Source organism: Pseudonocardia halophobica, assembly GCF_027922425.1.
Classification (GTDB): Bacteria; Actinomycetota; Actinomycetes; order Mycobacteriales; family Pseudonocardiaceae; genus Pseudonocardia; species Pseudonocardia halophobica.
Map to the genome: position 1 here is coordinate 13,303 of NZ_BSFQ01000041.1, position 23,561 is coordinate 36,863.

Sequence of the window (23,561 nt, forward strand, 5' to 3'; positions counted from 1 at the left end):
TAGCGACTATCGCCACTCACGACGATCAGGAGGCGGCCGCCTTGGCCACCCCGCGGAACTCGGGCCGGTCGGCGAGGAACGGGTGGTAGTCCAGCACGAGCGGGCCGGTCGCGATCGGGGGCGTGGGGAAGTAGAGGATCACCTCGAGCGCCTGCTCGACCACCGCGTTCATCATCCGGTGGAAGGCCGCGGCCCGGGTCGCCTCGTCGCTCGCCGCGACGACCTCCGCCTGCAGCCGTTCGAACTCGGGCGGGGCCGCGCCACCGGGGTTGTTGAAGCCGTCCGCGGTGTAGCGCAGGGCGGTGGTCTGGGCGGGGTCCGCCCGGCCGCCGCCCACGGACGGCAGGCCGTCGCCCTCCTCGCGCACGAAGAAGACGTCGGCGATCTGCGCGCTGTCCATGATGCGGATGCGCATGTCGATTCCGACCGCGGCATAGAAGTCCTGCAGCGCCTCGGCGTGCCTGCCCTGGTCGCTGCCCGCGGACGCGAAGACCTCGAAGCTGAAACCGTTCGGGTAGCCGGCCTCCGCGAGCAGCCGCCGGGCCAGCGCCGGGTCGTAGGGGTAGGGATCCGGTCCGACGTCCGGCGAGTGCGCGAAGCTCCAGTCCGGCACCGGCTGCGCGGCGATCACGCCGAAGCCGCGGGCGAGCCCGTCGACGAGGGACTGCCGGTCCACCGCGTGCCAGAGGGCGCGGCGCACCCGGACGTCCGCGAAGAAGGGTCGCGCCCGGTTGGGCTGCAGGTAGTAGAAGTTGTTCGTGCGGCCCGCGGCCACGGCGATGCCCGCTCCCTGCGCCTCGGCGACCTGGTCCGGCGACAGGACGGTGGCGTCGATCTCGCCGGTGCGCAGGGCGTTGAGCCGGGTCACCGCGTCGGTGTAGATCAGCATGTCGATCCCGGCCACCCGTACGGCGTCGGGGTCCCAGTAGCCCTCCGCAGGCCGGTAGGTGACGCTCGCCCCCGGCCGGTAGGCGGTCACGCGGTACATACCCGCGCCGACCGGGGCCTGGTCGAGGTCGGGGTTGTCGAACGCCGCCGGGCTGACCATGGCGCCCGCCCGGTCGGAGAGGATCAACGGCAGGGCGGCGTTGGGCGCGGTGAGCCGCAGCCGGACCCGGAGCGGCCCGTCGACCTCGACCGCGGCGATGCTCGCGAGCTCGGCCCGGACCGCGGAGGCCTGCACGGTCTTGGCCCGCTCGATGTTGACCTTGACCGCGGCGGCGTCGAAGGGCGTGCCGTCGTGGAACCGCACGCCTTCGCGCAGGTCCAGCTCGAGCGTGCGTCCGTCGTCCGTGGCGCGCCAGGCCGTCGCGAGCCCCGGGACGGCCCGGCCCTCGGTGTCGGTGTGCACGAGCCGGTCGTAGGTGAGGAACAGCAGCGTGTTGTCCGTGCTCGACGAGGCGCGGTGCGGGTCGAAGCGGCTCACGCCGATGGTGTTGGCGTAGCGGAACACGGCGCCGGGATCGGCGGGGCCCGCGGCGGGCCGCGAGGCGCCCGAGGAGCCGATCGGGGCGCAGGCGGCCAGCAGCGGGAGCGCGACGGCGCCCGCCAGCACCGACCGCCGCGACAGCTGTGCCGTCACTGGGCCGCCGCCTTGGCGACCCCGCGGAACTCCGGCCGGTCGGCGAGACCGGGGTGGAAGTCCAGGACCTGCGGCGACAGCGCCACCGGCGGCGTCGCGTAGTAGAGGATCACCTCGAAGGCCTGGTCGACGAACTCGCGCATCTGGGCGTGCAGGGCGTCGGCGCGGGCGGCCGGGTCGACGGTGCGCAGCACGGTCTCCTGCAGGCGTTGCATCTCCGGGGTGGTGTGGCCGCCGGGGTTGTTGAAGCCGTCCGGCAGGTACCGCAGCCCGGTCGTCTGGGCGGGGTCCGGGCGGCCGCCACCCGGGCCGAGCAGGAGGTCGCCCTGCTTGCGCACGAAGAACTCGTCGGTGATCTGCGCGCCCTCGAGCACCCGGCTCGTCATCGTGATCCCGACGGCCGCCAGGTCGGCCTGGATGGCCTCCGCGACCCGCTGGACGTCCGGACTGGTCGAGACGAGCGCCTCGAACGTGAACCCGCCCGCCAGGCCCGCCTCGGCCAGCAGCTGCCGCGCCTTCGCGGGGTCGTACGGGTACGGGTCGGGGCCGATCGACGGGTCGTGGCCGGGACTCCACTCCGGCAGCGGCTGGGCGGACAGCTCGCCGTAGCCGCGGGCGAGCACGTCGACCAGGGCCTGCCGGTTGATCGCGTGCCAAATCGCCCGCCGCACCCGGACGTCGCCGAACGCCGAGCGGGTCCGGTTCGGCTGGAAGTACCAGAAGTTGCTGGTCCGGCCCGGCTCGACGCGGACGCCCCCGGCCTGCGCCTCGGCGACCTGCTCCGGCGAGAGGACGGCCCCGTCGATCTGCCCGCCGCGCAGGGCGTTGAGCCGGGTGACGGAGTCGCTGTAGATCGGCATGTCGATCCCGGCGACCCGCACCGCCGCGGGGTCCCAGTAGTTCTGCGCCGCGCGGTACTCGATGCGCGCCCCGGGCTGGTAGGCGGTGACCCGGAACATGCCGGCGCCGACCGGGTTCTGGTCGAGGTCGGGGTTGTCGAAGGCGGCGGGGCTGATCATCGCCCCGGCCCGGTCGGAGAGCACCAGCGGCAGCGACGCCGTGGGCGCGGTGAGCACGAACCGGACCCGGTCCGGCGCGAGCACCTCGACCGAGCGGACCGGCCGCAGCTCGGGCGCGACGGCGCTGCCGGTCACGGTCTTGGCCCGCTCGATGTTGGCCTTGACCGCCGCCGCGTCGAACGGGGTGCCGTCGTGGAACGTAACGCCCTGCCGCAGGGTCATGTCCATGGTGGTCCCGTCCGGGCCGAACTCCCAGGCGGTGGCCAACCCGGGCACGGCCCGGCCGTCCGCGTCCGTGTGGACGAGCCGGTCGTAGGTCAGGAACAGGTGGGTGTTGTCGTTGCTGGAGCTGGCCCGGTGTGGGTCGAACCGGCTGAGCCCCACGGCGTTGGCCCACCGGAAGATCGCGGTCGGGTCGGCGGGCCCCGAGGCCTGCTCGGCCCCGCCGCCGGCCGGGGAGATCGGGGCGCAGGCCGCAACCAGCACAAGCAGCAGTGCGGCGCCGAGGGCGCGGACCGTCCTCATCGGACCGTCACCCCGCGGAACTCCGGCCGGTGCATCAGCCGCGGCACGAGGCCGACGACGCGCGACGACTGCACCACGACGTCCTCGGGGAACACGACGGGGATCTCCAGCACCTGGTCGACCACCTCGTCGACCAGGTCGTGCATGACCGCGGACCGCGCGGCCGGGTCGGTCGTCGCGAGCGCCTGCTTGTGCAGCTCCTCCAGCCGGGGCGTGGTCTGCCCGCCCGGGTTGCCGAAGCCGTTCGCGGTGTACCGGGTGGCGACGGTCATCGAGGGGTCGGCCCGCGGGCCCCAGGAGGCGAGCATGGCGTCGTACCGCTCCTGCACGAACATCAGGTCGCCCATGGTGTCCGGCGCGGCCGGCGCGATCTCCATCGTGACGCCGACGGCGGCGAGCTGGGCCTGGATCGCCTCGGCCAGCGGCTGGTAGTCCGAGCCGGTCGGGATCACCGTCGAGAACCGCAGCCCGTCACCGAGCCCGGCCTCGGCCAGCAGCCGGCGGGCGAGGTCGGGGTCGAACCGGATGGCGTCGTCGCCGAGGTCGGGGTCGTAGGCCCAGTAGCCCGGGACGAACGGCTGCGCCGAGACCGTGGCGAGCCCGCGGTAGACGCCCTGCCGGATCGCCTCCCGGTCGAGGGCGTGGTTGAGCGCGCGCCGCACCCGCAGGTCGCCGAAGGCGGAGCGGGCGCGGTTGAGCACGAAGTAGTTGAAGTTCAGCGAGCCCGCGGTGCTGACCTCGAGCCCGGTCTGCTTCGCCTGGTCGAGCAGGGCGGGCGGTACCCGGCACGCGTCGACGACCCCGGTGCGCACGGCGTTGAGCCGGGTGGCGGCGTCGGCGATGTGGTGGATCTCCAGCTTCTCCGCCGCGGCCGCCGCCGGATCCCAGTACCCGGGGTGCCGCTCGAAGCGGGTGATCTGCCCGCGGTTGTGCTCGACCATCCGGTACATGCCCGCCCCGACCGCGACGGCGTCGAGGTCGACGCCGTCGGCGAGGGCCTTCGGGCTCACCATCGCCCCGGCCCGGTCGGACAGCACGGCGGGCAGGGACGCCGATGGGTACGACAACCGCAGCACCGCCGTCAGGGCGTCGCGGACCTCGACCGACGCAACCGGGTCCAGCTCGGTCCGCACCGCCGAGCCCTGGACCGTCTTGGCCCGCTCGATGTTGGCCTTGACCGCGGCCGCGTCGAACGGCGTCCCGTCGTGGAAGGTCACCCCCGGCCGCAGGTCCAGGCGCAGCGCGAGCGGGTCCTCCCAGGCCCACGCCCGGGCCAGGCCCGGCTCCGGCTCGCCGACGGGGGACTGGTGCACCAGCCGGTCGTAGGCCGGGAACAGGGTGACCCCGTCCTGGCTGATCGACGCCCGGTGCGGGTCCAGCCGGCTCGGCGTGAGCTCGTAGGCGTACCGGAACACGCCCGGCGGGCCCTGCGCCGCCGGGCCCGAGGACGGGATCGGGGCGCAGCCCGCGACCGTGACGAGGCCCGCGACGGGGACGAGGCCGAGGAACGTCCTGCGCCTCACTGCTGCTTCCTCACGGCCAGCTTCTGGAAGTCGACCTGCCCGGTCACCAGCAGCTCGAAGCCGGCGATCCGCTGGTTGGTCGCGATGACCGACTCGTCGAGCACGATCGGCACCTGGAAGGCCTGGTCGACGAGCTCGCCGACCTCCTGGTGGATGGTGTCGCGGCGCTTGTCCGGGTCGAGGGTGTCGAGGGCGGTGCGCTGCAGCTCCTCGAGCCGCGGGGTGGTGACGCGGCCGGGGTTGGAGAAACCGGTGGAGGTGAACTGCAGGTCGATGGTCATCGACGGGTCCGGCCGGCCGCCCCACTGCGAGACCAGGGCGTCGCCCTGCTGCTGGCGGTAGTAGACGTCGGCCGTCTGGGCCGCCTCGACGTTGCGGATGTTGGCCTTGATGCCGACCTCGGCCAGCATCTGCTGGATCGCCTCGCCGGCCTGGGTGTAGGTCGACAGCGCGGTCACCAGCATCTCGAACTCGAACCCGTTCGGCAGGCCCGCCTCGGCGAGCAGCTGCCGGGCCTTGGCCGGGTCGTGCGGGTAGAAGTCACCGGGGTAGGCGGGGTTGTAGGCGTAGTAGTCCGGCGGGAAGGGCTGCACGGTCGGCTGCGCGGCGCCGAAGTAGATGCCCTGCGCGATCGCCTGGCGGTTCACCGCGTAGTTGAGCGCCTGGCGCACCCTGGGGTCGCCGAACTCGGAGCGCGCCCGGTTCAGGTACAGCACCAGGTACGTGAGCGTGGTGTCGCGGTGCACCGTCATGCCCGGCAGCCCGCTCGCCTCGCCGGCCAGCCGGCCCGACAGCAGCGCGACGTCGACCTCGCCGGTGCGCAGCGCGTTCATCCGGGTGACCTCGTCGGGCAGGATGCGCAGCTCGATGCTCTTCGCGCCGACGACGTCGCGGTTCCAGTAGTCGGGGTTGCGCTCGTAGACGATCACGTCGTTCGGCCGGTACGAGGTGACCTTGTACATGCCGGTGCCCACCGGGGCGAGGTCGAGATCGGGGTTGTCGAACGCCGTGGGGCTCACCATCGCGCCGGCGCGGTGGGAGAGCAGGCCGAGCAGCATGCTGTTGCGCTTCGACAGGCGCAGCACGACCGTGTTCGGGTCCGGCGTCTCCACCGAGGTCACGCTCGCGAGGTCCGCGGCCACCGAGGAGCCCTCGACGGTCTTCTCCCGCTCGATGTTGGCCTTGACCGCGGCCGAGTCGAACGGGGCGCCGTCGTGGAAGCGGACGTTCTGCCGCAACGTCATCCGGAGCGCGAGGCCGTCGTCCTGCCACTCCCACGCCGTGGCGAGCCCGGGGATCGGGTCGCCCGCCGAGGACAGGTGCACGAGCCGGTCGTACACGGGGGCGAGGTAGCGGATGTCCTGGCCGTTCGTGGAGCGGTGCGGGTCGAACCGGCTGGGGCCGACGGCGTCGGCGTACCGGATCGTCGCCTCGGGGTCGAGGTCCTCCCGGGCGACCGGTGCGGTGGAGGCACCGCCGCCGCCCTCCGACGGCGAGATCGGGGCGCAGCCGGCCAGGGCGACCGCGAGCAACGCGGTCAGCAGGGCCGTGAACACGGCCGGGACACGACGGATCGGCATGGGCGGTCCACCTTCTCCAGGCCCGCGACGATGCGGGGCGCGAGAATACGAGGGATCGCCGGGGACGTGCCGGCGCAGCGCCATTCTGAACACGAGTCGCCGCGATTCACAAGTCGTCGTTTCCCCGCATTGTCGGCGGCCGCTAAGGTGATCTTGATGGGCCACTCGGGTCAAGCGGAGGTCAAGGGGCGGCGATACGCCCGAGTAGGTTCCCAGCTCAGACGGCGTTCCTGGTAAAGAGCCGGTTGACGGACCGTGTGGCGCTTGCTACCTTTCCGAACGATCGTTTAGTGCGGAGGTGCCGCGCGACGGGGGCGTGCCCGGGCGTGGACGACGATTCTCCGCGCCCTTTTCCCGACCGATCCCGAATCCTTCTTCCCCACCACCCGGTCGCAGTTCCCCTCGCGACACCGCCGTCCGCTGGGAGGGTGCCCGCCCGTGCTCCGGTACACCGTCCGGCGTGTCCTGATGATGGTCCCGCTGCTCTTCCTCGTGTCCCTCGGCGTCTTCGCGCTGGTCCTGATGATCCCGGGCGATCCGGCCATCACGATCGCCGGCGAGAACGCCACCGAAGCGCAGATCGACGCCACCCGGGAACGCCTCGGCCTGAACGACCCCGTCCTCGTCCAGTACGCCGCCTGGGCCGGCAACGCCCTGACCGGCGACCTCGGCAGCTCGCTGTTCAGCAACGAGTCCGTGACCGGCGCGATCGCCGGCCGGTTCCCCGTCACGCTCGCGCTCACCCTGGCCGCCATGCTGATCGCGCTGCTGATCGCCGTGCCGGCCGGTGTGGTTGCGGCACTGCGGCGCGGCCGCTGGCAGGACCGCGGAGCCACGCTCTTCGCCTCCGTCGGCATCTCCCTGCCCAACTTCTGGGTCGGGATCCTGCTGATCATGGCGTTCGCGCTGGCCTTCCCGATCTTCCCGGCGGTGGGCTACACGCCGATCTCCGAGGGCGTCGGCGCCTGGGCCCGCGGCCTGGTCCTGCCCGGCATCACCCTCGGCACCGCGGTGGCCGCCGAGATCACCCGCCAGCTGCGCGGGTCGCTCACCGACACCCTCCAGCAGGACTTCATCCGCACCGCCCGGGCCAACGGGCTCAGCGGGCGCGCCGTGGTCCTCAAGCACGGGATGAAGAACGCCGCCGTGCCGGTGGTCACGGTGATCGGCTTCCAGGTCGGCTTCCTGCTCGGCGGCTCCGTGATCGTCGAGCGGGTGTTCGGCCTGCCCGGGCTCGGCGACCTGGCGATCCGCGCCGTGCTGCAGCGGGACATCCCGATGATCCAGGGGATCGTCGTCGTCGCAGCCCTGATCGTGATGCTCGTGAACCTGGTCGTGGACCTGTCCTACGGCTGGCTCAACCCGAAGGTGAGGCAGGCGTGACGGCCACCGCCCTCGACCGGCGCGAGGCGCTCGCGCCGCCCGAACCCAGCGCCCGGGCGCGCTTCGTGCGCCGCTTCCGGCGGCAGAAGCTCGCCCTCGCCGCCCTGGTCTACCTGGTCCTCGTCGTCCTCGCGGCGGCGCTCGCCCCGCTGCTGGCCACGCACGACCCGCTGGCCCAGAACCTGGGCTCGGTGCTGCAGCAGCCCGGTGGCGGGCACATCCTGGGCACGGACGACCTGGGCCGGGACGTGTTCAGCCGCGCCCTCTACGCCGGCCGGGTCTCGCTGGTCGCCGCGGCCCAGGCCGTGGGCGTCGCGGTGGTGCTCGGCGTGATCCCGGGGCTGATCGCGGGATACGCCGGCCGCAAGGTCGACGCGGTGATCATGCGGCTCACCGACGCGCTGATGAGCTTCCCGCCGCTGATCCTCGCGATCGCCTTCGTCGGCGTGCTCGGCCCGAGCCTGACCAACGCGATGTTCGTGATCGGCGTGATCTTCGCACCGCGGTTCGTCCGGCTGGTCCGCGGCACGGTGCTGTCGATCCGCGAGGAGACCTTCGTCGAGGCCTCGCGCTCGATCGGCACCCCGACACCGCGGGTGATCCTCCGGCACGTGCTGCCCAACGCGCTCTCGCCGCTGATCGTGCAGATCTCGCTCACGGCGGCGATGGCGATGCTCGCCGAGGCGAGCCTGAGCTTCCTGGGGCTCGGCGTGCAGCCGCCCGACGCGAGCTGGGGCTCGATGATCGAGCGCGGCTTCCGCTACACCGCCACCGCGCCCTGGCTGACGGTGTTCCCGGGCCTGCTCATCGCCCTGACCGTGCTCGCGTTCAACATCCTCGGCGACGGCCTGCGGGACTCGCTCGGCCGGGAGATCCGGAGGGGGTCGTGACCGAACCGCTCCTCGTGGTGGAGGGCCTGGAGGTCGAGTTCGCCACCGACCGGGGCTGGGTACAGGTGCTCGACGGCGTGTCGTTCACCGTCGACCGCGGCGAGACGGTCGGGCTGGTCGGCGAGTCCGGCTCCGGCAAGACCGTCACCAGCCTCACCGTGCTCGGGCTGCTGCCCCCCGAGTCCGCGCGGATCACCGCCGGCAGCATCCGGCTCGACGGCCGCGAGCTCGTCGGGCTGCCGCGCCGGAAGATGGAGGCGCTCCGCGGCGACGAGCTGTCCATGATCTTCCAGGAGCCCATGACCAGCCTCGACCCGGCGTTCCGGGTCGGGGACCAGATCGCGGAGGTGGTGCGGCGGCACCGCGGCGGGTCGAAACGGGCCGCCTGGGCCCGCGCGGTCGAGGTGCTCTCGACCGTCGGCATCCCGCACGCGGAGCGGCGCGCCCGCAGCTACCCGCACGAGTTCTCGGGCGGCATGCGGCAGCGCGTGATGATCGCGATGGCGCTGTCCTGCGAGCCCAAGCTGGTGATCGCCGACGAGCCGACGACCGCCCTCGACGTGACGATCCAGGCCCAGGTGCTGGACCTGTTGCGCGCCATGCGGGACGAGTTCGGCACCGCGGTGGTGTTCGTGACCCACGACCTCGGGGTGGTCGCCGACATCTGCGACCGCGCCGTGGTCATGTACGCCGGGCAGGTCGTGGAGCGGGCCGGGGTCGACGCGCTCTACGAGCACCCGCGCCACCCCTACACCGAGGCGCTGCTGTCGGCGATGCCGCAGCTCACGGCCCGGTCGGGGCGGCTGGCCACGATCCCCGGCTCCACCCCGCCCGCGGGTGCGATGCCCGCCGGCTGCCGGTTCCACCCGCGGTGCGGGCACGTCGTCGACGCCTGCCGGGACACCGCCGTCGCCGAGCACCCGCTCGCCGAGGGCGGCACCAGCCGGTGCCTGCGCGTGTCCGAACTGGCCCTGAAGGGGAGCGCATGACGAACGCGGTGAACGCGTCCCAATCCACGTCTGGGTCCGTCTCGCCGCGGGCGGACCCCGCCGGCCCGGTCGCCGAGGTGGAGGACCTGACCGTCGACTTCCGGCTGCGGGGCGGGATCCTCGGCCGCGGCGGCACCCTGCGCGCGGTGCGCGGGGTGAGCCTGGAGATCGGCGAGCGCGAGACGCTCGGGCTGGTCGGCGAGTCCGGCTCGGGCAAGTCGACGACGGGGCGGGCCATGCTGCGGCTCGTCGAGCCGACGGCCGGCTCGGTCCGGCTCGACGGCGAGGAGATCACCGCCCTCGGCCGCGGCGACCTGCGGCTGGCCCGGCGGCGGATGCAGATGGTGTTCCAGGACCCGTACTCGTCGCTCGACCCCGCGATGGTGGTGGGGGAGAGCATCGGCGAGCCGCTCGACGTCCACGAGTCGCTGTCCCGGTCCGAGCGCTCGACCCGGGTGGGGGACCTGCTCGAGCACGTCGGGCTGTCGGCGACGTACGCCCAGCGCTACCCGTACGAGTTCTCCGGCGGGCAGCGGCAGCGGCTGGCGATCGCGCGGGCCATCGCACTCAACCCGCGGCTGCTGGTGTGCGACGAGGCGGTCAGCGCGCTCGACGTCTCCACCCAGAACCAGATCCTCAACCTGCTCGAGGACCTGCAGGCCGAGTTCGGGCTGTCGTACCTGTTCATCGCGCACGACCTCGCCGTCGTCCGGCACATCGCGCACCGGGTGGCGGTGATGTACCTCGGCGAGATCGTCGAGACGGCGCCGACCGACCGGCTCTTCGACCGGCCGGCGCACCCCTACACCGAGGCGCTGCTCTCGGCCGTGCCGGTGCCGAACCCGCGCCGGCAGCGGGAGCGGGAACGGATCGTGCTGCGCGGCGAGGTGCCCGACGCAGCCAACCCTCCGTCGGGCTGCGCCTTCCACACCCGCTGCCCCCACGTGATGGACGTCTGCAAGGTCGAGGCCCCGCCCGTCGTCACCGCCCCCGGTGGCGGCACGGTGCGCTGCCACCTCCACACCTGAGCCCCTGTGAGTGGCGATAGTCGCTATGGCGACTATCGCCACTCACGAGGCCTGGACGCACGAACGGCGCTCCCGCTCGGCAGATCCGAGCGAGAGCGCCGTTCGCCGAGTCGGGGTCCGGGTCAGACGCGCTCGAGGATGGTGGCGTTGGCCTGGCCGCCGCCCTCGCACATGGACTGCAGGCCGTAGCGGCCGCCGGTGCGGTGCAGCTCGTGGATCATCTTGGTGGCCAGGATCGCGCCGGTGCCGCCGAGCGGGTGGCCGAGGGCGATCGCGCCGCCGTTGGGGTTGGTCTTCGCCAGGTCGGCGCCGGTGTCCTGCGCCCACGCGAGCACGACGGGCGCGAAGGCCTCGTTGATCTCGAAGGTGTCGATCTCGTCGATGCCCAGCCCGGACCGCTTCAGCGCCGCCTGGGTGGCCGGGATCGGACCGGTCAGCATGTAGACCGGGTCGTCGCCGACCACGGCGAGGGTGTGCACCCGGGCGAGCGGGGTGAGCGAGAAGCGGCGGACCGCGTCCTCCGACGCCACCAGCAGCGCGGCCGCGCCGATGGAGATCTGGCTCGCGACGCCGGCGGTGATCGCCCAGCCCTCGCGGAGCGGCTTCAGCCCGGCGAGCTTCTCCAGCGAGGTGTCGCGGCGGGCGCCCTCGTCCGTGTCCAGCCCGGCGAGCGGGGCGATCTGGTCGCGGAAGCGGCCCTCGTCGATCGCGGCGATCGCGCGCCGGTGGCTCTCCAGCGAGAACTTCTCGAGGTCCTCGCGGGTGAAGCCCCACTTCTCGGTGATCAGCTGGGCGCCGCGGAACTGCGAGATCTCCTGGTCGCCGTAGCGGTCGATCCAGCCCTGGCCCTTGGTGGAGGTGCCCAGCTCCTTGTTGACGATCCCGTTGGCCGTCATCGGGACCATGGCCATCTGCTCGACGCCGGCGGCGACGACCAGGTCCTGGGTCCCGGACATCACGCCCTGGGCGGCGAAGTGCAGCGCCTGCTGCGACGAGCCGCACTGCCGGTCGATGGTCACGCCGGGCACGCTCTGCGGCAGCCCGGCCGAGAGCCAGGCGGTGCGGGCGATGTCGCCCGCCTGGGCGCCCGTCTGGCTGACGCACCCCATGATCACGTCCTCGACGGCGGCCGGGTCGACGCCCGTCCGCTCGACGAGCTCGCGCAGCACGTGTGCGCCGAGGTCGGCCGGGTGCACCCCGGCGAGGGCTCCCTTGCGTGTCCCGACGGGTGTGCGGACGGCACCGACGATGAAGGCTTCTGCCACCGGAGGACTCCCCTGCGCTGCGGATTCGGCGAACTGAACGATCGTACATTCAGTTCGCCGGTGATCGGGAGTCCCCGGAGCTGTGACGTCCTCGATGGACCGGGATCAGGCCGGGTGGTCGACGATCCGCATGACGATGAGGGTGTAGTGCTCGACGAGCTCCTCCATCGTCACCGGGCCCCCGGGGTCGTACCACTGGGCGATCGCGTTGCAGGCGGCCTGCGCGGCGCGCCGGGCGTCGGCGGGGTGCTCGCAGCGGAAGGTGCCCTGCTCGACGCCGGCGTCGACGATGTCCGACCAGATCGTGCTGGCCTTGGTGCGCAGGCCGGCGAGCCGCTCCTCGTGGGCGGGCTCGAGGTTGCGCCACTCCCGGGAGGAGATGTTGCTCTCCGTCTGCCGCTGCACCCGGTACTCGACCGTGGCCTTGACCAGGGCGCGCAGCCGCTCCGCCGGATCCTCCCCGGCGGAGGCGAGCGCCTCGTCGCAGCGGCGGAAGTAGTCGAGGGTGTTCTCCTCGATGAGCGCCGCGAGCAGGTCCTGCTTGCTCGGGTGCCAGTAGTAGAGCGCCGACAGGGACAACCCGGCGCGCTTGGCGATGTCCCGGATCGACGCGCCGTGGTACCCGCGCTGCTCGAAGACCTCGCGCGCGGCCGCCGCGATCGCCTCGCGGCCGCCGCCACGGGGGATCGGTCCGCCCTCGGGCGATCGGTCTACTGCGGTGCTCACATCGGAGAGGATAAGGCCCGGATGCCCCTTCTGGCGGCTCCACGGCGGTGTTAACTTAACGAGTGATCGTTCAAAGGTCCGCCAGCGACGCCGGGAGGTAAGCGGATGACTGCGGCGACCACCATCGCGACGGGGAGCCCCCCCGATCTCGACGCGTTCCGCGAGCAGGCGCGAGCCTGGCTGCGCGAGCACGCGCCGGCCCCGTCGCCGGTCACCGACATCGAGGCCGCGCGCGCCTTCCAGGCCGCGCTGTACGACGCCGGGTTCGCCGGCATCACCTGGCCGCAGGACGTGGGCGGCCGCGGCCTCTCCACGGCCTACCAGCAGGCCTTCTCCGACGAGGAGGCCGAGTACGAGCTGCCGACCTACCCGTTCACGATCGGGATGGGCATGTGCGGCCCCACCGTCAACGACCTGGGCACGCCCGAGCAGCGCACCCGCTACCTGCCGCGGCTGCTGCGCGGCGAGGACATCTGGTGCCAGCTGTTCTCCGAGCCGGGCGCGGGGTCGGACGTCGCGAGCCTGCAGACTCGCGCGGTCCTCGACGGCGACTCGTGGGTCGTCGACGGGCAGAAGGTGTGGACCACCAACGCCCAGTGGGCGGACTTCGGCGCGCTCCTCGCCCGCACCGACCCCGACCGGCCCAAGCACTCCGGGCTCACGATGTTCGTGGTGGACATGCACGCGCCGGGCGTCACCGTGCGGCCGCTCAAGGACATGTCCGGCCGGGCGCCGTTCAACGAGATCTACTTCGACTCCGTCCGGATCCCCGCCGACGCGGTGATCGGCGAGGTCAACGGCGGGTGGCACGCCGCCGTGACGATGCTGGGCCACGAGCGCGTCTCCATCGGGTCGCGGCGCCGGCCCAAGACCAACCCGCTCGACTTCACCGCGATCGCCGCGCTGGCGCAGCGGCTGGGCGTGTCGGGCGAGCCGGCCACGCGGGAGCGGCTGGCCGAGCTGTACGCCCGCGAGCGCGTGCTGGAGCTGTTCAACGTCCGGCTGCGCCAGGAGGCCGCGGCGGGCATCGCGCCCGGGGCCCGCGGCTCCGTCGCGAAGCTGGCCGGCTCGATGCTGGCGCGACTGGCCGTCGACACCGTCGGCGAGATCGCCGGGCCGGAGATCGTGGCCTGGGACCCGGAGGACACCACCGGGGCCGCGGTGGCGCTGGGGATCAACTCCACGCCGTCGTCGAGCATCGCGGGCGGGACCAACGAGATCCAGCGCGGGATCATCGGCGAGCGGGTCCTCGGCCTGCCGAAGGAGCCGTCGGTGGACAAGGGCGTGCCGTTCCGCGAGCTGAAGGTGGGGACGCAGAAGTGAGACTGGTGCTCACCGAGGAGCAGCAGGCCCTGCGCGCGGCGGTGCGCGACCTGCTGACCGACCGGGCCGCGTCGCCGCAGGTGCGCGCGGCGATGGAGTCCGAGACCGGGATCGACCGGGACCTGTGGACCCGGCTCGGCCGTGACCTGGACGTGCTCGGGCTCGTCGTGCCGGAGGAGTACGGCGGTGCCGGGGCCGGGCACGTCGAGCGGGCCGTGGTGCAGGAGGAGCTCGGCCGGGCGCTCGCGCCCACGCCGTTCCTCGGCTCGGCGGTCCTGGCCACGGACGCGCTGCTCGCGCTCGACGACGAGGAGGCCCGCCGCGAGCTGCTGCCGCGCCTGGTCTCCGGCGAGCTGATCGCGACCGTCGCGGTGGCCGAGCCCGGTACGCCGTGGGGGCCGGGCGCCACCACGGCGACCGCGTCCGGGGACGGCTGGACCCTCGACGGGACCAAGACGCCGGTGGTCGCCGGCGACCTCGCCGACGTGCTGCTCGTCGTCGCGACCACGCCGGACGGGCCGGCCTGGTTCCGGGTCGACGCCGCGGACGTCGAGCGGACCACGCTGACCACGCTCGACCCGACCCGGCGGCTCGCCAAGGTCGTGCTGCGCGGCACGCCGGCGCGCAGGCTCGAGTCGGCCGATCCCGCGGGCGCGCTCGAGCGGGTCGCCGACCTCGCCACGATCGCGCTGGCCGCCGAGCAGCTCGGCGGGCTGCAGCGGGTCCTGGAGATGGCCACGGACTACGCCAAGGTGCGGGTGCAGTTCGGCCGCGCGATCGGCTCGTACCAGGCCGTGAAGCACGGGCTGGCCGACGTGCACTCGGACTGGGAGCTGGGCTTGTCCGCGCTGCGCTACGCGGCGTGGGCCGCCGACGAGGCCCCGGACGAGGTGCCGGTCGCGGCGGCGCTCGTGGCCACGTTCTTCGGGCCGGCCTACTTCAAGGCCGCCGAGGCGTGCGTGCAGTACCACGGCGGCATCGGCTACACCTGGGAGCACGACGCGCACCTCTACTACAAGCGCGCCAAGAGCACGGAACTGCTGTTCGGGGCGCCCGGGCGCGACCGGGCGCGGCTCGCCGACCGGCTCGGCGTCTGAGGAAGGGCGACATGACCGAGAGCACGACCGAGAACCCCGTACTCGTCGAGACGGCGGACGGGATCCGCACGGTGACCCTGAACCGGCCGCGGCGGAAGAACGCCCTGAACGCGGGGTCCTGGGACGGGCTGCAGGCGGCCTTCGCCGACGCGGCGAACGACCCGTCCGTCCGGGTGCTGGTGCTGACCGGCGCCGGCGGCGACTTCTGCGCCGGCGCGGACCTGTCCGGCGGCCCGGCCGGGGGCCACCCCCTGAGCCGGATGCACCGCATCAACGAGATCGCGATGGCGCTGCACAGCCTGCCGATGCCGACTGTCGCGAAGGTCAGCGGCGTGGCCGTCGGGGCCGGCTGGAACCTGGCGCTGGGCTGCGACCTGGTGGTGGCCGAGCGCGACGCCCGCTTCTCCCAGATCTTCGCCAAGCGCGGCCTGTCGCTGGACTTCGGCGGCTCCTGGCTGCTGCCCAAGATCGTGGGGCTGCAGCAGGCCAAGCGGCTGGCTCTGCTCGCCGAGATCATCGGCGCGGAGGAGGCCGAGCGGCTCGGGCTGGTGACCTACGTCGTCGAGCCCGGGACGATCGACGCGTTCACGGCCGACCTGGCCAAGACGCTGGCCGCCGGGGCCCCGATGGCCCTCGCGCAGTCCAAGCGGATGCTCAACGAGAACACCGACAAGACGCTGCGCGAGGCGCTCGAGAGCGAGGCCCGCGCGCAGACGATCAACTTCGCGGGCACGGACGCGCCGGCCGCCTTCGAGGCCTTCATGGCCAAGCGGGACCCGGTGTTCACGGGCGAGTGGGCGGTCAAGTGACCAGCACCCAGGATCCCGTGACGGAGCAGGCGTACACGGAGATCGCCTACGAGGTCTCCGACGGCGTCGCGACGATCACGCTCGACCGGCCGGACCGGCTCAACGCCTTCACCACCACGATGATGCGCGAGCTGGTCCGGGCCTACGCCGCGGCCGACGCCGACGACGCCGTGCGCGCCGTCGTCGTCACGGGGCGGGGGCGGGGCTTCTGCGCCGGCGCCGACCTGCAGCGGGGCGGGTCGACGTTCAACGCCGAGGACCCGGGCCGGGCCGCGGAGCGTCGCGACATCGGCACCATCGGCGGGGCCCCGCGGGACGGCGGCGGTGTCACCTCGCTGACCACGGCGGCGTGCCGCAAGCCGGTCATCGCCGCGATCAACGGGCCGGCCGTGGGCATCGGCGCCACGATGACCCTGCCGATGGACATCCGGCTGGCCTCGGAGACCGCGAAGTTCGGCTTCGTGTTCGCCCGCCGCGGCCTGGTGCCGGAGGCGGCGTCGAGCTGGTTCCTGCCGCGGATCGTCGGGATCTCGCAGGCCATGGAGTGGGTGGCGACCGGCCGGGTGTTCGGCGCCGAGGAGGCCCTCGCCGGCCGGCTGGTGTCGAAGGTCCTCCCGCCCGAGGAGCTGCTGCCCTACGCCTACGGGATCGCGCAGGAGATCGCGGAGAACACCTCCGCGGTGTCGGTCGCGCTCAGCAAGCAGATGCTGTGGGCGATGCTCGGCGCGGACACGCCGTGGGAGGCGCACCGCGTCGACTCGCAGGCGATCTACCGGCTCGGCCAGAGTGCCGACGTGGTCGAGGGCGTGCAGTCCTTCCTGGAGAAGCGGGCGCCCGCCTTCCCGAACACGGTGAGCGCCGACTACCCGGACATCCTGGAGCGCTGGCCGAGCCGCCCGGCTGGGATGGACTGAGGGTGCGCGCCGGGGCGGGTCAGCCGTCCCGGCGCTCGTCCCGCTCGTCGCCCCGTCCGTCGGGCAGCTCGCGGCGGTCCTCGCGCTCCAGCTCCCGCTGGTCCTGCCGGTCCTTCGAGAACCCGAGGGCCCCGACCAGCGGGATCAGCAGGAAGGCGAGCCACGCCATCGGCACGCCCGCCGCGTTGAGCACAAGGAAGAGGATCAACGCGACGATCGGGCTGGCCGCCGCGATCCGGGTGCCCCAGCTGCTGCCGAAGCGTCTCTGCGACACGGCGGCCTGCGGTCGGACGGCGGGGGTGCTGCTCGTTCCGCCCGTTGCGCCCGTTCCGCCGGGGAGGCGGGGGTGCGGCTCGGGCAGGTCGGTGAACAGGGCGGTCAGCTCGTCGGCGGTCACGGCGTTGGCCGCCACCGCGGAGCGGTCCGCGTACTCCTCGACGCCGAGGCGGCCGGCCTCCAGATGCGTGTTCAGCGCCGCCGCCGCGGCCTCGCGCTCGGCCGTGCCGATGCGCAGCTTCCCGTTGCCCCCCGTGGTCATGACCGCATTATGGATCCAGAACGCTTCGGGGCGGGGTCGCTGTGCACGTCATGGATCCATGACGCCGGCCTGGGGCGTCGGAGCGCCTGTCAGAAGAGTTGGTAGGCGGTGCGGGAGAGGGTGAAGCCGTGTCCGCCGGCCCCGACCCGGCACTCGATCCCCGTCTGGCGGCTGGTGCAGGTGACGTCCCCGACCTGCAGCGAGCGGCCGTAGTCGAGCACCGGGCCGGTGCCGAAGACGGTGTCGGAGTGGCACACGAAGTCGGCGCGGCCGGTACCCGTGATCTGCAGCGAGTCGCCCCACACGCCCTCGCACCCGGCGGGCCGGTCCGGGACCGTCGTCGGATCCCACTCGGCCTGCGCGATGTCGCAGCGCACCGAGTTGGGCTGCAGGTAGCAGGCGATGTTGCCGCTCGGGCTGCTGAACCCGGCCGGCTCGGCGGAGACCCGGACGTCGGACGGCGCCGTGGTCGTCCTGGCCGGGACCGCGCTCGAAGGGACCGCGCTGCTGGGAACCGCGGTCGGCGGGGCCGCGGTCGGATCGGCCCCGCCCCCAGCCTCCCGCAGCGCGATCACCCCGATCACCGCGGCCGCGGCGAGCACCGCCACGGTCGCACCGATCGCCACCGGCACCCTCCAGCGCGGCGCCCGCGCGACCGGCCGCGGCGGCGTCGGCTCCAGCACGGCGGGCAGCCAGCCGCCCGTCGGCCGGTCCTGGGGTCCCGAGGAGAGGGTGCCGCGGATCCGCTCGACTCCCGGTCGTCGGGCGGGGTCGCGGTCCAGACACGCCCGGGCCAGCCCGAGCACCGGCTCGGGGATCCCGGCGAGGTCCGGCTCGCCGTGGACCGTGCGGTAGAGCAGGGCGTTGACGTCGCCGGTGCCGAAGGGCGCGCGGCCGGTCGCCGCGTAGGCGAGGACCCCGCCGAGGGCGAAGACGTCGCCGGCCGGTTCCGACCGGGCGTGCGTGATCTGCTCCGGCGCGATGAACCCCGGCGAGCCGACGACGGCGCCGGTGCGGGTCAGCACGGTCGCGTCGGCGGCCCGGGCGATCCCGAAGTCGATCACCTTCGGCCCGTCGGCACCGAGCAGGACGTTGCCCGGCTTGAGGTCGCGGTGCACGATCCCGACGCCGTGGATCGCGGCGAGCGCGTCGGCCAGCCCGATACCGAGCAGCCGGACCTGTTCGACGGGCATCGGGCCGTGGACCCCGACGGCCTCGCGCAGCGACGGCGCCGGCACGTACTCCGTGGCCATCCACGGCGGGTCCGCGTCGGCGTCGGCCCCGAGCAGCGCGGCCGTGTAGGGGCTGCACACGCGGGCCGCGGCCTCGATCTCGTGCCCGAACCGGGCGCGGAACTCCGGGTCGCCCGCCAGGTCCGACCGGACGACCTTGACCGCCGCCTGCACGCCGCCCCGACGTCCGAGGTAGACCTGGCCCATCCCGCCCTCGCCGAGCAGGCGCGTGATCGTGAAGCCGCCGATGCTGCGCGGATCGAGGCGGGAGCCGGGCACGCGCCCAGTCAACCGCATCCGGTCGGGCGGCATTCGATCAGGCGGCAGCCCCGGGGGAGGCGATCGCGACGGGTGCGCCCCAGTCGCGGTAGTCCGAGGTCAGGGCCAGGGTCCCGATGCCCGGCATGGTCTGGCGCGTCTCGCTGCGCAGGGGCCGGTTCGCCGCGTCGATCCACAGCGTGGAGGAGATCCGGGTGACGCCGGCCGCGGCCTGGGCGCGCAGCGCGTCCCGCACCTCGGGGTCCTGCTCCAGTTCCGCGGCGCGGACCACGTCGACGACCACCAGGTACCGGACCGTCGGCACGTCGTCGACCGTGTCGTCGGCGGCGTCGGCGACCAGCGCGGCGTCCCGGTAGCGGCTGAGGTGGGCGGTGGGATCGGCGCCCGCCACGACGTTGGCCGCGGTGGTCGCCAGGTTCTTCTCCGGCGTGCCGGTGGCCGCCTCGTCGACCCGGGTCCAGCCGGTGCCGTCCTGGCGCCACACCTGCCCGCCGTGCAGCACCACGAACGCCGTGCTCTGCGGGTCCCGCCCGGGCGGGCTCAGGGTCTGGGTGAACTGGGCGGAGATCCCGCCGCCCTGCTCGACGCGCAGCGCGCCGTCCCCGCCCAGCGTGGTCGGGCCGCCGTCCGCGGCATCGACCTGGCCGGACAGGCGGAGGTGCGCCGTGCGGTCCGTGTGCTGGCGCTGGGTGACGGCCGTGAGCAGGTCCGCGGCCGAGTAGTACTTGGGCAGGCGCTGTGTCCGGCCGGCGTCCTCGGAGTTGCCGCGGGCGCAGGACACCACCGCCACCAGCACCACGAGGACAGCGATCGCCGCGAGCACCAGGGCGAGCGGCGTGCGGACCGGCCCCGCTGCCGACGCTCTCCCGTGCGGCACCTTCCGCCTCCTCCACACCGCCGAAGGCTCCGAGATTATCGGTCCGCCGCGAGTGCACCGGGCGGAGCAGCCCGCAGTGCGACGAGCACACGGCGCAGAGCGGCGAGCCGCCCCGGGCGCAGCGCGCCGTCGCCGACCAGCGCGTCGAGCGCGCATTCCGGATCGGCGGGCGGCCCGAGGTGGCCGCAGCCGCGGGGGCAGTCCTCGACGGCCGCGGCGAGATCGTCGAAGGCGGCGATGACGTCGTCGGGCGTCACGTGGGCGAGCCCGAACGACCGCACCCCGGGTGTGTCGACCACCCAGCCGTGGCCGTCGGAGAGCGGGAGGGCGAGCGCGGCGGTGGTGGTGTGCCGGCCCTTGCCGACGCCCGAGACCTGACCGGTGCGTTGCGCGGCGTCCGGGAGCAGGGCGTTGACCAGGGTCGACTTGCCGACGCCGGAGTGCCCGACGAGCGCGGACACCCGCTCCTCGAGCAGCTCGGCCAGCGCGGTCGGGAACTCCCCGCGCCGCGTCACGACGACCGGGAACTCCAGCTCCGCGTAGTGCGCGGCGAAGGGCGCCGGGTCGGCGAGGTCGGCCTTCGTCAGGCAGAGCACGGGCTCCAGCCCGCCCGCGTAGGCCGCCACCAGGCAGCGGTCGACGAACCCGGTGCGCGGTTCCGGCTCGGCCAGCGACGTCACGATCACGAGCCGGTCGGCGTTGGCCACGACCAGGCGTTCGTAGGGGTCGGTGTCGTCCGCGGTGCGGCGCAGGACGGTCCGCCGCTCCTCGACCCGCACGATCCGCGCGAGGGTGTCCGGCGCGCCCGACAGGTCCCCGACCAGCCCCACCCGGTCCCCGACGACGATCGGCGTGCGGCCGAGCTCGCGGGCCCGCATCGCCGTGACCGGCGGCCGGTCCGCCTCGCCGCCCGGGGCGCAGGTCCAGCGGCCCCGGTCGACCGCGACGACCATGGCCTCCTCGGCGTTCGCGTGGTCCGGCCGGCGCTTGGTGCGCGGGCGGGAGCCGCGGCCCGGGCGGACCCGGACGTCGGACTCGTCGTACTGGCGCGGCCGGCTCACGCGATCAAGGAGGCCCAGCGCCCGGGAAAGTCCGGGATGGTCTTGTCGGTGCAGGTCACGTCGTCGATCCGGACGCCGGGGACGACGAGCCCGACGATCGCGCCGGCCGTCGCCATCCGATGGTCGGCGTAGGCGCCCCAGGGCCGCTCGCCGGCGGTGAGCCGGGCGGGCCGGATCTCCAGGCCGTCCTCGGTCTCGGTGACCGCGCCGCCGAGAGCGGCGAGCTCGGTGCGCAGCGCGGCCAGCCGGTCCGTCTCGTGCCCGCGGATGTGCGCGACGCCGCGGATCACGCTCGGGCCCTCGGCCAGCGCGGCGAGCGCGGCGACGGTCGGGGTGAGCTCGGAGGCGTCGTGGAGGTCGACGTCGACGCCCTGCAGCCGGTCCGGGCCGGCGACGGTCATCCCCGCCCCCGACGCCGTGACGGTGGCGCCCATGCGCTCCAGCACCCCGAGGATCTCGGCGCCGGGCTGGGTGGACCCCGCGGGCCAGCCCGCCACCGTCACCTCCCCGCCGGTGACCGCGGCCGCGGCGAGGAAGACCGACGCGTTGGACAGGTCGGGCTCGACGGCCCAGGTCCGCGCCGCGATCGGGCCGGGCTCGACCCGCCACGTGTCGGCCTCGGCGTCGTCGACGGTCACGCCCGCCTCGCGAAGCATCGCGACGGTCATGTCGATGTGGGGCAGGCTCGGCACCGGCTTGCCGTCGTGGTGCACGGTCACGCCCTTGTCGAAGCGGGCGCCGGAGAGCAGCAGGCCGGACACGAACTGGCTCGACGCCGAGGCGTCGATCGTCACCGCGCCGCCCGGGAGCCCGCCCGCACCGTGCAGGACGAAGGGGAGGCGGTCGCCGTCGATCACCGCGCCGAGGGCGCGCAGGGCGTCGAGGACGGTGCCCATGGGGCGCTCGCGGGCGTGCGGGTCGCCGTCGAAGACCACGGGGCCGTCGGCCAGCGTCGCTGCGGGAGGGACGAACCGCATCACGGTGCCGGCCAGGCCGCAGTCGACCGCGCCCCCGCCGACGAGGGTGCCCCCGTCGAGGGTGACCGTCTCGCCGTCGACGTGGACCCCGACGCCCAGCGACCGGAGCGCGCCGCACATCAGCGCGGAGTCCCGGGTGGCGGGCACGCCGTGCACCACCGAGCGCCCCTGCGCGAGCCCGGACAGCAGCAGCGCGCGGTTGGTGACGGACTTCGAGCCGGGGACGGACACCGTCCCGCGTACGGGTCCGCTCGCCGTCGGCGCGGCGTAGGGGCTGGTCGGAGTGGTGGAAGAGGCACTGGACGGGGCACTGGACGGAGCCACGACCCCATGATTCCGCATGGCGCCCGCGGCGGGACGCGACCCCGAGATCGTGTCCGGCCGGACTGTCGGTGGGACGTGCCACGATGGAGGCATGTGCGGGAGGTACGCCTCGACGAAGGCGCCGACGGACCTGGCGGAGGAGTTCACCGCCGTCGACGCCGTCACGGAGAAGGCCGGCGAGGACCGGCGGCCGGACTACAACGTGGCCCCCACGCGGGACGTGATCGCGGTGGTGCAGCGCCACCCGCGGGATGCGGACGGCAACCCCGACCCGGACACCACCGAGCGCAGCCTGCGGCTCGTGCGCTGGGGGCTGGTGCCGTCGTGGGCGAAGGACCCGTCCGCGGGCGCCCGCATGATCAACGCGCGCAGCGAGACGGCCGCCGAGAAGCCCGCGTTCCGCCGCGCCCTCGCCGCCCGCCGCTGCCTGCTCCCGGCCGACGGCTGGTACGAGTGGCAGCGCCGGGCCGCCACCAAGGACCACAAGGCGAGCAAGCAGCCCTACTTCACGCACTACAAGGACGGCCGGTCGCTCGCGATGGCCGGGCTCTGGGAGTTCTGGCGGCCCAAGGAGGGCGAGCTCCTCGAGAAGTTCCCCGAGGGACTCGTCACCTGCACGGTGCTGACCACCGAGGCGGTCGGCCCGCTCGCGCAGGTCCACGACCGGATGCCGCTCGTCCTGCCGCCCGAGGCGTGGGACGCGTGGCTCGACCCGGACTCGGACGCGCAGGCGGACGCGGTGAGGCGCTGGCTCGCCCCGCCGTCGACCGACCTGGTGGGCAGGCTCGACATCGTGCCGGTGTCGGACAAGGTCAACAGCGTCCGGAACAACGGCAAGGAGCTGCTCGAGCCGCTCGACCCGTCGCAGGTCGAGGAGCCGATCCAGCTGGACCTGCTCGGGTGACGAACCTCCGGCCCGCGGAGATCGCCGAGATCCCCACGCCGCACGGGCCCGCCCGCGTGCACGTCCGGCGCACGCCGGCGACCCCGCGCGGGGCGCTGCTCATGGGGCACGGGGCCGGGGGCGGGGTCGACGCGCCGGACCTGCGCGCCGCCGCCCGCGCCGCGCTCGACGCCGGCCTCCACGTCGTGCTGGTCGAACAGCCGTACCGGGTCGCGGGCCGCCGCGCCCCCGCCCCGGCGGCGCAGCTCGACGCCGCCTGGGAGGCGGTGGTCGGGGTGCTGCGGGGGACCGGCGGTGCGGGCGTCGGGGCCGCAGGTGCCGGTGGTGCCGCTGTCCAGGGCGCGGGTGAGGTCGGCGGGCTGCTCGCGGGGCTGCCGCTGCTGTTCGGGGGCCGCAGCTCGGGGGCCCGGGTGGCCTGCCGGTGTGCCGCCGCGGGCGGGGCGGTCGGGATCGTGTGCCTCGCCTTCCCGGTGCACCCGCCGGGCAGGCCGGAGAAGCACCGGATGGCCGAGATCGACGGCGTCGCGGTGCCGGTGCTCGTGGTGCAGGGGGAGTCGGACCCCTTCGGCCGGCCCGAGCCCACCGCGACCCGGGAGGTCGTGCTGCTGGCGGGCGACCACTCGTTGAAGAAGGACGTCCCGGCGGTCGAGAAGGCGGTCGCGGACTGGCTGTCCCGCCACCTCCCGTAGCGAGGGCGACCGGAAGGCCGCCCACCC

General features: G+C 74.0%; 21 protein-coding genes. 10 read left to right on the forward strand and 11 right to left on the reverse strand.

Going from position 1 to position 23,561, the window contains the following annotated elements:
• Positions 1 to 25 precede the first annotated feature (25 nt).
• The 4 genes from PKE99_RS31085 to PKE99_RS31100 are packed head-to-tail and all read right to left on the reverse strand — an operon-like array spanning position 26 to position 6,229.
• Complete coding sequence (locus tag PKE99_RS31085) at positions 26 to 1,582, reverse strand: ABC transporter substrate-binding protein (RefSeq protein ID WP_051738106.1); 1,557 nt, start codon at positions 1,580 to 1,582, stop codon at positions 26 to 28.
• A complete protein-coding gene (locus PKE99_RS31090; RefSeq protein ID WP_051738105.1) occupies positions 1,579 to 3,126 on the reverse strand; it encodes an ABC transporter substrate-binding protein in 1,548 nt (515 codons plus the stop codon). Before PKE99_RS31090 ends, PKE99_RS31085 begins: the two co-directional genes overlap by 4 nt.
• Complete coding sequence (locus tag PKE99_RS31095) at positions 3,123 to 4,649, reverse strand: ABC transporter substrate-binding protein (protein ID WP_037051796.1); 1,527 nt, start codon at positions 4,647 to 4,649, stop codon at positions 3,123 to 3,125. The genes PKE99_RS31090 and PKE99_RS31095 overlap by 4 nt, the downstream gene beginning before the upstream one ends.
• Positions 4,646 to 6,229 carry an ABC transporter substrate-binding protein gene (locus tag PKE99_RS31100; RefSeq protein WP_051738104.1) on the reverse strand — a complete coding sequence of 528 codons (1,584 nt, stop codon included), beginning with the start codon at positions 6,227 to 6,229 and terminating at the stop codon, positions 4,646 to 4,648. The genes PKE99_RS31095 and PKE99_RS31100 overlap by 4 nt, the downstream gene beginning before the upstream one ends.
• Positions 6,230 to 6,667: 438 nt before the next feature.
• Here PKE99_RS31100 and PKE99_RS31105 point away from each other — a divergent pair, with 438 nt between their 5' ends.
• From PKE99_RS31105 to PKE99_RS31120, 4 genes are read left to right on the forward strand one after another with little or no spacing between them, the layout of a single operon-like run.
• Positions 6,668 to 7,612, forward strand: a complete 945-nt coding sequence (locus PKE99_RS31105; RefSeq protein WP_037051794.1) for an ABC transporter permease — start codon at positions 6,668 to 6,670, stop codon at positions 7,610 to 7,612.
• Positions 7,609 to 8,502, forward strand: coding sequence for an ABC transporter permease (locus PKE99_RS31110; RefSeq protein ID WP_037051791.1), 894 nt, complete (start codon positions 7,609 to 7,611; stop codon positions 8,500 to 8,502). Before PKE99_RS31105 ends, PKE99_RS31110 begins: the two co-directional genes overlap by 4 nt.
• Complete coding sequence (locus tag PKE99_RS31115) at positions 8,499 to 9,491, forward strand: ABC transporter ATP-binding protein (RefSeq protein WP_037051777.1); 993 nt, start codon at positions 8,499 to 8,501, stop codon at positions 9,489 to 9,491. Before PKE99_RS31110 ends, PKE99_RS31115 begins: the two co-directional genes overlap by 4 nt.
• On the forward strand, positions 9,488 to 10,519 hold the full coding sequence (locus PKE99_RS31120) for an ABC transporter ATP-binding protein (RefSeq protein WP_037051775.1): 1,032 nt from the start codon (positions 9,488 to 9,490) through the stop codon (positions 10,517 to 10,519). Before PKE99_RS31115 ends, PKE99_RS31120 begins: the two co-directional genes overlap by 4 nt.
• Positions 10,520 to 10,641: 122 nt before the next feature.
• On the opposite strand, the gene PKE99_RS31125 is transcribed toward PKE99_RS31120, so the two are convergent.
• Positions 10,642 to 11,784, reverse strand: coding sequence for an acetyl-CoA C-acetyltransferase (locus PKE99_RS31125; protein WP_037051774.1), 1,143 nt, complete (start codon positions 11,782 to 11,784; stop codon positions 10,642 to 10,644).
• A gap of 105 nt (positions 11,785 to 11,889) precedes the next feature.
• On the reverse strand, positions 11,890 to 12,510 hold the full coding sequence (locus PKE99_RS31130) for a TetR/AcrR family transcriptional regulator (RefSeq protein ID WP_051738103.1): 621 nt from the start codon (positions 12,508 to 12,510) through the stop codon (positions 11,890 to 11,892).
• A 105-nt stretch (positions 12,511 to 12,615) separates the two neighbouring features.
• Between PKE99_RS31130 and PKE99_RS31135 the strand changes: the two genes are divergently transcribed.
• Genes PKE99_RS31135 through PKE99_RS31150 form a run of 4 tightly spaced genes read left to right on the forward strand, consistent with a single transcriptional unit; the run spans position 12,616 to position 16,653 of the window.
• Complete coding sequence (locus PKE99_RS31135) at positions 12,616 to 13,833, forward strand: acyl-CoA dehydrogenase family protein (protein ID WP_051738102.1); 1,218 nt, start codon at positions 12,616 to 12,618, stop codon at positions 13,831 to 13,833.
• Positions 13,830 to 14,930 carry an acyl-CoA dehydrogenase family protein gene (locus tag PKE99_RS31140; protein WP_037051772.1) on the forward strand — a complete coding sequence of 367 codons (1,101 nt, stop codon included), beginning with the start codon at positions 13,830 to 13,832 and terminating at the stop codon, positions 14,928 to 14,930. Before PKE99_RS31135 ends, PKE99_RS31140 begins: the two co-directional genes overlap by 4 nt.
• Positions 14,931 to 14,941: 11 nt before the next feature.
• Positions 14,942 to 15,739 (forward strand): enoyl-CoA hydratase/isomerase family protein, encoded by a 798-nt coding sequence (locus PKE99_RS31145; RefSeq protein ID WP_037051770.1) that lies wholly within the window; start codon positions 14,942 to 14,944, stop codon positions 15,737 to 15,739.
• Between the two features lie 17 nt (positions 15,740 to 15,756).
• Complete coding sequence (locus PKE99_RS31150) at positions 15,757 to 16,653, forward strand: crotonase/enoyl-CoA hydratase family protein (RefSeq protein ID WP_037051829.1); 897 nt, start codon at positions 15,757 to 15,759, stop codon at positions 16,651 to 16,653.
• Between the two features lie 19 nt (positions 16,654 to 16,672).
• Here PKE99_RS31150 and PKE99_RS31155 read toward each other — a convergent pair whose 3' ends face one another.
• The 5 genes from PKE99_RS31155 to aroA all read right to left on the reverse strand — a co-directional run bounded on the left by PKE99_RS31155 (position 16,673) and on the right by aroA (position 21,848).
• On the reverse strand, positions 16,673 to 17,191 hold the full coding sequence (locus PKE99_RS31155) for a DUF1707 SHOCT-like domain-containing protein (protein WP_051738101.1): 519 nt from the start codon (positions 17,189 to 17,191) through the stop codon (positions 16,673 to 16,675).
• Between the two features lie 89 nt (positions 17,192 to 17,280).
• Positions 17,281 to 18,702, reverse strand: coding sequence for a serine/threonine-protein kinase (locus tag PKE99_RS31160; RefSeq protein ID WP_051738100.1), 1,422 nt, complete (start codon positions 18,700 to 18,702; stop codon positions 17,281 to 17,283).
• Positions 18,703 to 18,739: 37 nt separating this feature from the next.
• Positions 18,740 to 19,579 (reverse strand): SCO4651 family lipoprotein, encoded by an 840-nt coding sequence (locus tag PKE99_RS31165; RefSeq protein WP_037051768.1) that lies wholly within the window; start codon positions 19,577 to 19,579, stop codon positions 18,740 to 18,742.
• 35 nt (positions 19,580 to 19,614) lie between these two features.
• Positions 19,615 to 20,640 (reverse strand): ribosome small subunit-dependent GTPase A, encoded by a 1,026-nt coding sequence (rsgA, locus tag PKE99_RS31170; protein WP_037051766.1) that lies wholly within the window; start codon positions 20,638 to 20,640, stop codon positions 19,615 to 19,617.
• Positions 20,637 to 21,848 carry a 3-phosphoshikimate 1-carboxyvinyltransferase gene (gene aroA, locus PKE99_RS31175; RefSeq protein WP_425566526.1) on the reverse strand — a complete coding sequence of 404 codons (1,212 nt, stop codon included), beginning with the start codon at positions 21,846 to 21,848 and terminating at the stop codon, positions 20,637 to 20,639. Before aroA ends, rsgA begins: the two co-directional genes overlap by 4 nt.
• Before the next feature lie 184 nt (positions 21,849 to 22,032).
• Between aroA and PKE99_RS31180 the strand changes: the two genes are divergently transcribed.
• The gene (locus PKE99_RS31180) at positions 22,033 to 22,845 is read left to right on the forward strand and encodes an SOS response-associated peptidase (RefSeq protein ID WP_037051764.1); all 813 of its coding nucleotides are present in this window, start codon (positions 22,033 to 22,035) and stop codon (positions 22,843 to 22,845) included.
• Positions 22,842 to 23,534 (forward strand): alpha/beta family hydrolase, encoded by a 693-nt coding sequence (locus PKE99_RS31185; RefSeq protein WP_197040832.1) that lies wholly within the window; start codon positions 22,842 to 22,844, stop codon positions 23,532 to 23,534. Before PKE99_RS31180 ends, PKE99_RS31185 begins: the two co-directional genes overlap by 4 nt.
• Positions 23,535 to 23,561: the final 27 nt, after the last annotated feature.

Coding starts and splice junctions, on each gene's coding strand:
- PKE99_RS31090 (WP_051738105.1), bottom strand. CDS start 3,126: ATGAGGACGGTCCGCGCCCTCGGCGCCGCACTGCTGCTTGTGCTGGTT.
- PKE99_RS31100 (WP_051738104.1), bottom strand. CDS start 6,229: ATGCCGATCCGTCGTGTCCCGGCCGTGTTCACGGCCCTGCTGACCGCG.
- PKE99_RS31120 (WP_037051775.1), top strand. CDS start 9,488: ATGACGAACGCGGTGAACGCGTCCCAATCCACGTCTGGGTCCGTCTCG.
- PKE99_RS31135 (WP_051738102.1), top strand. CDS start 12,616: ATGACTGCGGCGACCACCATCGCGACGGGGAGCCCCCCCGATCTCGAC.
- PKE99_RS31145 (WP_037051770.1), top strand. CDS start 14,942: ATGACCGAGAGCACGACCGAGAACCCCGTACTCGTCGAGACGGCGGAC.
- PKE99_RS31155 (WP_051738101.1), bottom strand. CDS start 17,191: ATGACCACGGGGGGCAACGGGAAGCTGCGCATCGGCACGGCCGAGCGC.
- PKE99_RS31180 (WP_037051764.1), top strand. CDS start 22,033: ATGTGCGGGAGGTACGCCTCGACGAAGGCGCCGACGGACCTGGCGGAG.